Origin of the sequence: Bacteroides sp. MSK.20.12, from assembly GCF_019052435.1 — a bacterium.
GTDB classification, from domain to species: Bacteria; Bacteroidota; Bacteroidia; order Bacteroidales; family Bacteroidaceae; genus Bacteroides; species Bacteroides xylanisolvens.
Window position 1 is genome coordinate 51,833 of sequence record NZ_JAHQVH010000039.1, and the last position, 7,959, is coordinate 59,791.

At 37.1% G+C, this 7,959-nt stretch carries 5 protein-coding genes and 1 tRNA gene; 5 read left to right on the forward strand and 1 reads right to left on the reverse strand.

Annotated features, from left to right (window positions below; translation table 11 throughout):
- Positions 1-5 precede the first annotated feature (5 nt).
- On the forward strand, positions 6-2,045 hold the full coding sequence (locus KTR06_RS18285) for a DUF3352 domain-containing protein (RefSeq protein ID WP_074708889.1): 2,040 nt from the start codon (positions 6-8) through the stop codon (positions 2,043-2,045).
- A 108-nt stretch (positions 2,046-2,153) separates the two neighbouring features.
- Positions 2,154-2,226 (forward strand) — tRNA-Thr (locus tag KTR06_RS18290).
- A 221-nt stretch (positions 2,227-2,447) separates the two neighbouring features.
- Here KTR06_RS18290 and KTR06_RS18295 read toward each other — a convergent pair.
- A complete protein-coding gene (locus tag KTR06_RS18295; RefSeq protein WP_004307234.1) occupies positions 2,448-3,656 on the reverse strand; it encodes an ROK family transcriptional regulator in 1,209 nt (402 codons plus the stop codon).
- A 334-nt stretch (positions 3,657-3,990) separates the two neighbouring features.
- Here KTR06_RS18295 and KTR06_RS18300 point away from each other — a divergent pair, with 334 nt between their 5' ends.
- From KTR06_RS18300 to KTR06_RS18310, 3 genes are all read left to right on the forward strand, one after another.
- Positions 3,991-5,865: an FAD-dependent oxidoreductase gene (locus KTR06_RS18300; protein WP_008644113.1), complete on the forward strand. Its 1,875-nt coding sequence runs from the start codon at positions 3,991-3,993 to the stop codon at positions 5,863-5,865.
- A gap of 44 nt (positions 5,866-5,909) precedes the next feature.
- Positions 5,910-7,007 (forward strand): DUF4434 domain-containing protein, encoded by a 1,098-nt coding sequence (locus tag KTR06_RS18305; RefSeq protein ID WP_008644125.1) that lies wholly within the window; start codon positions 5,910-5,912, stop codon positions 7,005-7,007.
- 5 nt (positions 7,008-7,012) lie between these two features.
- Positions 7,013-7,959: MFS transporter (locus KTR06_RS18310; RefSeq protein WP_120080445.1), on the forward strand; the 947-nt coding region annotated here is incomplete at its 3' end.

Below are 7,959 nucleotides of genomic sequence, written 5' to 3' on the forward strand. Positions count from 1 at the left end.
CAATAATGAATGAATTAAATTGCGGGCAAGAAGAGCAATATGCAGGCCCGGAGAAGAAAAAAAGTACCTCGAAAATTGTAAAGAGAACTTTAGTTGTGGCTGCATTAGCTTTGGCGGTATATGTTGTATATTCCGTAGTTTATTTATTTGTTTCGCCTGATCGTAATATTCAGCAAATCTATCTGGTTCCCGAAGATGCTGCGTTTATCATTCAATCATCGGCTCCGATTGAAGATTGGGAAAAGTTTAGTGGAAGTGAAACATGGCAATGTCTGAAGAAAGCGAAATCTTTCGAGGAAGTAACGGAGAGTGTAGAGAAACTTGATTCGGTAGTCAAAAGTAATAAAGTGTTGTTGTCGCTTGTTGGTGAACGGGATATGCTTATTTCGCTTCACAAGACTCGTGCCACAAAGTGGGATTTTCTGCTGATTCTGGATATGCAGAAAACATCGAAAATGGATTTATTGAAAGACCAGGTGGAAACCGTATTGGTCATGAGTGGCTTTACTGTCACCAACCGGATGCATAACGGTATTAATATTCTTGAAATGCGTGATCCCGAAACAAGGGATATTTTCTATATTGCTTTTGTGGATAATCATTTGGTAGGATCTTATACGTCCGGGCTTGTCGAATCGGCTATTGATTCGCGTAATAAACCCAAAATCGGACTCGACCAGTCTTTTATTGAAACGGAGAAGTTGGTTTCCGGCAAGGGGCTTGTCAGAGTCTTTATTAATTATGCGCGCGTACCTCAATTCATGTCTATTTATCTGGGTGCAAGAAACGAATACATTGATCTGTTTAGCAATTCTATGAATTTTGCCGGACTTTACCTAAATACGGATAAGGAGCGGATGGAAGTGAAAGGGTATACGTTGAGAAAAGATTCTGCCGATCCTTATGTCACTGCTTTATTGAATTCGGGAAAACATAAAATGAAAGCGCATGAGATTCTGTCCGGGCGGACGGCTCTTTATACCAATATAGGTTTCAACAACCCGATAACTTTTGTAAAAGAGCTGGAGAATGCAATGTCGGTTCATAATAAACAATTGTATGATTCTTATCAAAGTTCCCGGAAAAAGATTGAAGGGCTATTCGGGATATCTTTGGAAGAAAACTTTTTGAGTTGGATGTCGGGAGAATTTGCTATTACGCAATCCGAACCGGGGTTGTTGGGGCATGACCCAGAACTAATTCTGGCTATCAGAGCTAAAAGTATAAAAGATGCCCGTAAGAACATGGAATTAATAGAAAAGAAGATTAAGCGGCGCAGTCCGGTTAAGATTAAGACGGTTAATTATAAAGATTTCGAGATTAATTACGTCGAAATGAAAGGCTTTTTCCGCCTGTTCTTTGGAAAACTATTTGATAAATTTGAAAAGCCATATTATACTTATGTCGATGATTATGTAGTTTTTAGTAATAAGGCTGCATCTTTGCTCTCTTTTGTGGAAGATTACGAGCAGAAGAATTTATTGAAAAATAATCCGGGATTTGAAAATGCGCTTTCCTATTTAAAGTCAAGTTCTACCATTTTCTTATATACGGATGTGCACAAGTTTTATTCTCAACTGAAACCTATGATGAATCCTGCCACATGGAATGAAATACAATCCAATAAAGATATTCTGTATTCGTTTCCTTACTGGACTATGCAGGTTATAGGAGATGGACGGTCAGCTTCTTTGCAATATGTGATGGATTACAGTCCATATCAACCGGAGGAGGTTGTTGCCGTTGCTGCCGATGAAGATGATGAGGAAATGAACGAAGATGCTGAAACTGAAAAAGAACAGATGAGCGAATTGAAGCGTTTCTATGTCGAAAAGTTTGAAGGAAACGTTTTGAGGGAGTTTTATCCGGAGGGAGCGTTGAAGAGTGAAGTGGAAGTAAAGGAAGGAAAACGTCACGGTCGTTACCGTGAATATTATGAAGATGGGACATTGAAGCTTCGTGGAAAGTATGCAAATAATAAACCGAAGGGTACATGGAAGTACTATACCGAGGACGGGAAATTTGAACGCAAAGAAAAGTTCTAGATTACGTCAACAAAAGTTGATTTAAAAATTATGCTCAAAAAATAATCGGATTCTTTTTGTTTTCTCAAATAAAGCTGTAATTTTGCACGCCGTAAACGAGAGACAAACGCCGCTATAGCTCAGTTGGTAGAGCAACGCATTCGTAACGCGTAGGTCGCCAGTTCAAGTCTGGCTAGCGGCTCTCAAACTAGAACGCTGATTATTAATTAATAATCAGCGTTCTAATTTTTACAGGATTCCCTATTCTTATTTTAAAAGGGAAATCCTGCGTATGTAATAGATGTGAAATATAAAAATGTAATCTATGTTGAGTCGTATTATTGTTTTAGTGGTTGCCGGAGTAGCCGTAGTCTATATCGTTCGATTTATAGATAACTTTTTCTCCCAGCGTAGAAGATAAAACTAGCTTTCAAACATTCTGCTGCGTGCGAGCATACAAGCGCCAACGATGCCGGCTTTGTCTTTCAGCTTAGATGTGATGATGGCTGAATCTTTATTAACCAGATTTAGAGAGTACTTGCGTACGGCTGTTTTTATGGGCTGGGTGATATAATCACCGGTTAAAGATAAAGTTCCACCTATAATGACCAGTTCCGGGTTGAAGATATTGATTAGCCCGGCAATCTGTTTGCCTAGTTTCTGTCCGATTTCTTCTACAATTTCAATGCAAAGCAGGTCTTCTTTATTCACAGCGGCAATGATCTCATCAAGAGTGATCGGGTTTTCCTCTGTGGCGATTCGTGTAGATAGAATGGAACTTTCCCCACTTTGAATACGCTCTAATAAGATACGATGAAGTGCCGATCCGGAAGCTTCCGTCTCCAAGCAACCTTTTTTTCCGCAATGGCAGATTATCTCATTATCATAAGCACTCATGTGTCCAAATTCACCGGAGAATCCGGATTTCCCGGTATAAATCTTACCATCAATAATAATTCCGATACCTACTCCCCAGCTTACATTCACAAAAATGATATCTTTTTCTCCTTTCACGCAGCCTTGCATGTATTCGCCATAAGTCATGGCACGCGTGTCATTATCAATGGTTACTTTATATCCCAATTTTTCGGATAATACATCCGCCAACGGCCTTTCCTCAAAATTGAATTGACTGAAGCTATACCCTGATTCAGGGTTTACACGTCCCGACACATTTACATTAATATTTAAGATCTTCTCTTTATTAATAGTGAGCTTTTTTATAAAATTGAGAATATGCTTGCATAACTCATTCATCCCTTCGATTGAGTTCTCAAATTTATAAGGTATATTCATTTTCAATTCTACCATATCACCTTTGAAATTTATCAGTCCGATATTGACGGCGAATCTTTTGATGTCTACACCCAAAAAGTAACCGGATTCCGGATTAAGCCCATAGAGGTTGGGATGGCGTCCGCCACTAGTCTCCAATTTGCCATAATCATTAATATATCCGTCATCGCACATTTCACCGATAAATTTGGTGACGGTCGGTACACTTAAATCCAGCTCTTTTGAAAGATCGGGAATTGTAGAACTTCCATTATATATATAATGTGTAATAATCCTCTTTTTGACAAGAGCACTTTTAGAGCCTTTTTCTATTTCTTTCAAGAATTGTTGGTTCATAACTATGTATATTTGGTAATTCACACAAAGATAATTAATTTTTTTATTAATATGTGGTTTTGGGGCTTTGAAAATTAGAATATCTTGAATGTTATATTTCCTATATACTATGTAATGGATTTATATATAGGATAATGTAGCTATGGATGATTGTGGATATAATAAATGAAAGAAGACGATTTGTGAGGTAATTCCCCCTTCTATTAATTAATAATGCAAGAAATAATGATTTTATTAATAAAATATTTTATTATCTATTGTTTATTTAATAAATATAGCTATATTTGTGCCGTGATATTATTAATAAAACTCTATATCCTTAAATGAATTTAGTATGAGAAACTATTTTTTAGGCCTGTGTTTATTTTTTGCATTGTGTTTCACGGCATGCTCTCATTCAGATGATTCTGTTGATGTGCTAATTATTGGTGGAGGCGCTAGTGGAGTGACTGCTGGTATTCAGTCTGCTCGAATGGGGGCTGCAACATTGATAGTAGAAGAAACAGAATGGCTGGGTGGAATGCTTACATCTGCAGGTGTAAGTGCTGTTGATGGAAACTATGATTTACCGGCAGGCTTGTTTGGTGAGTTTCGCGGACATTTGGCAGATTATTATGGAGGGCTTGATTCTCTAAAAACCGGTTGGGTGAGTGCAGTGTTGTTTGAACCTTCAGTCGGAAATAAAATTTTCCATGAAATGGTTGACGCGGAGAAAAATTTAAAAGTATGGCATAATGCTACTTTGGTAAAGTTGGAAAGAGAGAATGATGCTTGGATTGCTCAAATTCAGATGAAAGATAATACAATCAAAAAAATACATGCTAAAATATTGATTGATGGTACTGAATTGGGGGATATAGCAAAAATGTGCGGGGTGAAATATGATGTCGGTATGGAAAGCCGTCATGATACAAAAGAAGATATTGCTCCGGAAGAGAAAAATAATATAGTTCAGGATATTACATACGTAGCAATCTTGAAAGATTATGGTAAAGATGTGACTATTCCTTGTCCTGAAGGATATAATAAGGATGAATTTGCTTGTGCTTGTGCCAGTCACGTTTGTATCACGCCTAAAGAACCAGATCGTGTATGGTCTAAAGACATGATGATAACTTATGGAAAACTTCCTAATAATAAATACATGATTAATTGGCCGATAGAAGGCAATGATTATTATGTAAACTTGATTGAAATGACCCGTGAGGAACGTGAAGAAGCCTTGAAATATGCAAAACATTATACGATGTGTTTCGTTTATTTTCTGCAACATGAATTAGGTTTTAATACATTGGGCTTGGCTGACGATGAATATCCTACAGCCGACAAATTACCATTTATTCCTTATCATAGAGAGTCTAGGAGAATACATGGGCTAGTACGTTTTGATTTAAATCATGCTTGTGAACCGTTCAGGCAGTCTCAACCTCTTTATCGTACTTGTATTGCCGTGGGGAATTATCCTGTGGACCATCATCATACGCGTTATCATGGATATGAAGAGTTGCCTAATCTTTATTTTCATCCGATACCGTCATACGGTTTACCTTTAGGAACTTTGATTCCGAAAGATGTTGAAGGATTGATTGTTGCTGAAAAATCAATATCTGTTTCTAATATAATTAATGGTACCACTCGTTTGCAGCCGATGGTTATGCAGATCGGGCAGGCAGCGGGAGCATTAGCAGCTCTTGCGGTGAAAGAAGATAAAAATATAAGAGAAGTATCTGTTCGGGAAGTACAAAATGCGATTTTGGATGGAAAAGGATATTTATTGCCTTATTTAGATGTTGAATTAGATCACCCAATGTTTAAGTCACTACAACGTATCGGCTCTACAGGTATATTAAAAGGTATAGGTAAAAGTGTTGACTGGTCAAATCAAATGTGGTTCAGAGCGGATACATTATTATTGGCAAATGAGTTGAAAGGATTGGGTGATGTTTATCCTTTTGTCAATAAGCAAGTATTCGAAGGTAATAATACTATATCAATTCAGAAAGCTACAGAGTTAATAGGAGGAATTGCCGAAAAAGAAGGTTTTGAGATGAAAGAGGGTAGGGTAGAAGAGATATGGAATGAATTTGAATTGAAGGACTTTGATATGAATCGAGGCATCCTACGAAGTGAAATGGCTATTTTGATTGATCAGATATTAGATCCTTTCAATAATAAAAAAGTAGATATTACAGGACAGTATATTCAATAGGTAATAATAATATAAGTGTTAACTGCTGTTTTAATTAAACTAATATGAAAACATTAGATCGAAGAGACTTTCTAAAAAAAGCCACATTGGCTGGCGCGTCAGCCTTGACTGTACCAACTTTGTTTGAATCTTGTACTTCAAAAGCTAGTGCCAGTACAGTAGTGGCAACTGATGGTTTGGAAAGTAAACTCATTGTTCCTAAAAACAATGGCTTAAAAATTACCGGAACTTTTTTGGATGAAATATCACATGATATTCCACATCAGAACTGGGGTGAGAAAGAGTGGGACTTGGATTTTCAGCACATGAAAAATATAGGAATTGATACGGTAATAATGATCCGTTCTGGTTATCGTAAGTTTGTCACTTTTCCTTCTCCTTATTTATTGAAGAAAGGTTGTTATATGCCTTCCGTTGACTTGGTGGATATGTTTTTACGTTTAGCTGAAAAGTATGGAATGAAATTCTATTTTGGACTATACGATTCGGGTAAATACTGGGACACAGGAGATATGACCTGGGAAGTGGAAGATAACAAATATGTAATTGATGAAGTTTGGGAAAATTATGGTTCCAAGTATAAAAGTTTTGGAGGATGGTATATCAGTGGTGAAATAAGCCGGGCAACGAAAGGAGCGATTGGTGCTTTCCATGCATTAGGAAAACAATGTAAGGATATATCTAATGGATTACCGACTTTTATATCGCCTTGGATTGATGGAAAAAAAGCAATCATGGGAACGACAAAAATGACTAAAGAAGATGCCGTTTCTGTACAACAACACGAAAAAGAATGGGATGAAATTTTTGATGGAATTCATGATGTGGTAGATGCATGTGCATTTCAAGATGGGCATATTGATTATGATGAATTGGATGCTTTCTTTTCTGTCAATAAAAAATTAGCAGACAAGTATGGTATGCAATGTTGGACAAATGCCGAATCTTTTGACCGTGATATGCCTATTCGTTTTCTACCCATTAAGTTTGATAAACTTCGGATGAAGTTGGAAGCAGCTAAACGTGCCGGATATGATAAGGCTATTACTTTTGAATTTTCTCATTTTATGAGTCCGCAATCAGCCTATCTACAAGCTGGTCATTTATATGACAGATATAAAGAATATTTTGAAATAAAATAAATGTTATGAAGTCTACAATCAATTTTGGTTATCTTATATTCCTTTCTGTTGTGGCAGCATTGGGAGGCTTCTTGTTCGGATATGATACCGCAGTTATATCGGGAACAATTGCCCAAGTGACTCAACTTTTTCAATTAGATGCACTACAACAGGGATGGTATGTAGGATGTGCTTTAGTAGGCTCTATCGTAGGTGTTCTTTTTGCTGGAATCTTAAGCGATAAGTTAGGAAGAAAACTTACGATGGTTATTTCAGCTGTGTTGTTTTCCACATCAGCTCTAGGATGTGCTCTATCAGCCGATTTTGCCCAATTGGTAGTTTATCGGATTATAGGTGGAGTAGGAATAGGGGTTGTGTCCATTGTTTCTCCTCTTTATATATCAGAACTAGCTGTAGCGCAGTATAGAGGACGTTTGGTGTCATTGTATCAGTTGGCTGTAACAGTTGGTTTTTTGGGAGCTTATTTAGTTAACTATCAATTATTGGCATGGGCGGAGAGTGGTACGCAATTAAGTGTGGATTGGTTGAATAAAATATTTATAACTGAAGTATGGAGAGGTATGTTGGGTATGGAAACATTGCCGGCAATCTTATTCTTCATTATCATATTTTTTATTCCGGAAAGTCCCCGCTGGTTAATCGTACGTGGAAAGGAATTGAAAGCTGTAAATATATTAGAGAAAATATATAATTCGATTACAGAAGCGAAAAGTCAATTAAATGAAACGAAATCTGTGCTGACCTCTGAAACAAAATCGGAATGGTCTTTATTGATGAAGCCTGGAATTTTCAAAGCTGTTATTATCGGTGTGTGTATTGCGATTTTAGGACAGTTTATGGGTGTGAACGCAGTACTTTATTATGGCCCTTCTATCTTTGAAAACGCAGGACTTTCAGGAGGAGATTCTCTTTTTTACCAAGTTCTGGTAGGACTAGTCAATACTTTGACCAC

Coding starts and splice junctions, on each gene's coding strand:
- KTR06_RS18285 (WP_074708889.1), top strand. CDS start 6: ATGAATGAATTAAATTGCGGGCAAGAAGAGCAATATGCAGGCCCGGAG.
- KTR06_RS18295 (WP_004307234.1), bottom strand. CDS start 3,656: ATGAACCAACAATTCTTGAAAGAAATAGAAAAAGGCTCTAAAAGTGCT.
- KTR06_RS18300 (WP_008644113.1), top strand. CDS start 3,991: ATGAGAAACTATTTTTTAGGCCTGTGTTTATTTTTTGCATTGTGTTTC.
- KTR06_RS18305 (WP_008644125.1), top strand. CDS start 5,910: ATGAAAACATTAGATCGAAGAGACTTTCTAAAAAAAGCCACATTGGCT.